General features: G+C 67.3%; 1 protein-coding gene and 1 pseudogene. One reads left to right on the forward strand and one right to left on the reverse strand.

The genetic code is table 11. From position 1 onward, the window contains the following. Positions 1-1,410, reverse strand: a pseudogene (gene mnmG / locus JCM9942_RS14735) (tRNA uridine-5-carboxymethylaminomethyl(34) synthesis enzyme MnmG); the annotation flags it as partial. Positions 1,411-1,816: 406 nt separating this feature from the next. Here mnmG and JCM9942_RS19700 point away from each other — a divergent pair. Then, on the forward strand, positions 1,817-1,996 hold a 180-nt coding region (locus JCM9942_RS19700; protein ID WP_218185505.1), incomplete at its 3' end, for a hypothetical protein.

Genomic DNA, 1,996 nt, shown 5'->3' on the forward strand with positions numbered 1-1,996 from the left:
CTTGGTTTCGAACGCGGCCCACCGCCGGTCATCGACCAGGCCCAGCTCGCGCCCGGTCGGCGTCAGCCGCGTATCGGCGTTGTCCTCGCGCAGCTGCAGCCGGTACTCGGCGCGGCTGGTGAACATGCGGTACGGCTCGCTGGTGCCGTGGGTGATCAGGTCATCGACCAGCACACCGATATAAGCCTCGTCGCGGCGCGGGCTCCAGCCGTCCTTGCCCTGCACGAACAGCGCAGCGTTGATGCCGGCCAGCAGGCCCTGCGCGCCGGCTTCCTCGTAGCCGGTGGTGCCGTTGATCTGCCCGGCGAAGAACAGCCCGGACACCTGGCGGGTCTCCAGCGTGTTCTTCAGTCCGCGCGGATCGAAGAAGTCGTATTCGATGGCGTAGCGGGACGGGTGATGTGCGCATTCTCCATGCCGCGGATCGAACGCACCAGTTCCAGCTGCACGTCGAACGGCAGCGAGGTGGAGATGCCGTTGGGGTAGATCTCCACCACGTCCAGGCCTTCGGGCTCGACGAAGATCTGGTGGCTGGCCTTCTCGGCAAAGCGCACCACCTTGTCCTCGATCGACGGGCAGTAACGCGGGCCGATGCCTTCGATCTGGCCACTGTACAGCGGCGAACGGTGCAGCGCGCCGCGGATGATGTCGTGGGTGCGCTCGCTGGTGTGGGTGATCCAGCAGCTCACCTGCCGCGGGTGCTCGGCCACATTGCCCAGGTAGGACATCACCGGCAGCGGATCGTCGCCGGGCTGTTCGTCCATCACGCGGTAGTCCAGCGAGCGGCCGTCGATGCGCGGCGGGGTGCCGGTCTTGAGCCGGTCGATCACGAACGGACGCTCGCGCAGGCGCGCGGCCAGGGTGGTCGCCGGCGGATCGCCCATGCGCCCGGCGGTGTACTGGGTTTCGCCGATATGGATCTTGCCGGCCAGGAAGGTGCCCGCGGTCAGCACCACCGCAGGCGCATGGAAGGTCAGCCCGGTCTGGGTGATGGCGCCACGCACCGCGTCGCCCTCGATCACCAGATCGTCCACCGCCGCCTGGAACACGGTCAGGTTGGGCTGCGACTCGACGATGCGGCGGATCGCCATGCGGTACAGGTTGCGGTCGGCCTGGCAGCGGGTGGCGCGCACCGCCGGGCCCTTGGAGGCGTTGAGCGTGCGCCACTGGATGCCGGCCAGGTCGGCGGCATGCGCCATCGCCCCGCCGAGGGCGTCGATCTCCTTGACCAGATGCCCCCTTGCCGATGCCGCCGATGGCCGGGTTGCAGCTCATCGCGCCGATGGTTTCGACGTTGTGGGTCAGCAGCAGCGTGCGCGCGCCACCACGGGCGGCCGCAAGGGCGGCCTCGGTGCCGGCATGGCCGCCGCCGATGACGATGACGTCGTAGTGGGAGAAGGAGTCGCTCATGGCGTGGGATCGGAGTCGGAAGTGTGAGGTCCGTCGGCAGGCCTGAATGGGCGCGCCAGCCGACGGGGTGTCGATTTTACCGCCAATGGTCGCGCGGCTGCGGCGGACCTAAAGTTGGCATGCAACCTGCAGTTACCCCCTTGCACCCAGCGTGGCATGCGACACAGGCGCAGCAAGGTCGGAATTGGAACAGGGGCCGACCGGAGCGCACGCTGGGGTAGCACAGGGGCCGGTAGTCGGGGGACTGCCGGCCCCGTTCTTTATCCAGGCGGTACCGCGGTAAAAGCAGGAAAAACAAAGCCCCGGGAGACCGGGGCTTTGTTCTTTATTAAGGCGCCGATGTCCGACAGGGCCGGAACAGGGGGGATCCAGATTTCCTGACGGACATCGACATGGATAGGTCCGGATGAAGCCGGTTTGGGTCAGTTTGCGACGCAACCGGTCACCACGTGCCGCCAAGATTGCCCAAGTCTTCGCCGATTGCAACCCTTTTAGCGTTCCTGGATGCGGGCTTCCTGCCGTTCACGGTTATGTGACGGCTGTCGGGCAGGTGCCGCCGGTCGCGGCTGCATCGCCGGCCGCGGCG

The organism is Stenotrophomonas pictorum JCM 9942 (assembly GCF_001310775.1).
In the GTDB taxonomy this organism is placed as follows: Bacteria; Pseudomonadota; Gammaproteobacteria; order Xanthomonadales; family Xanthomonadaceae; genus Stenotrophomonas; species Stenotrophomonas pictorum.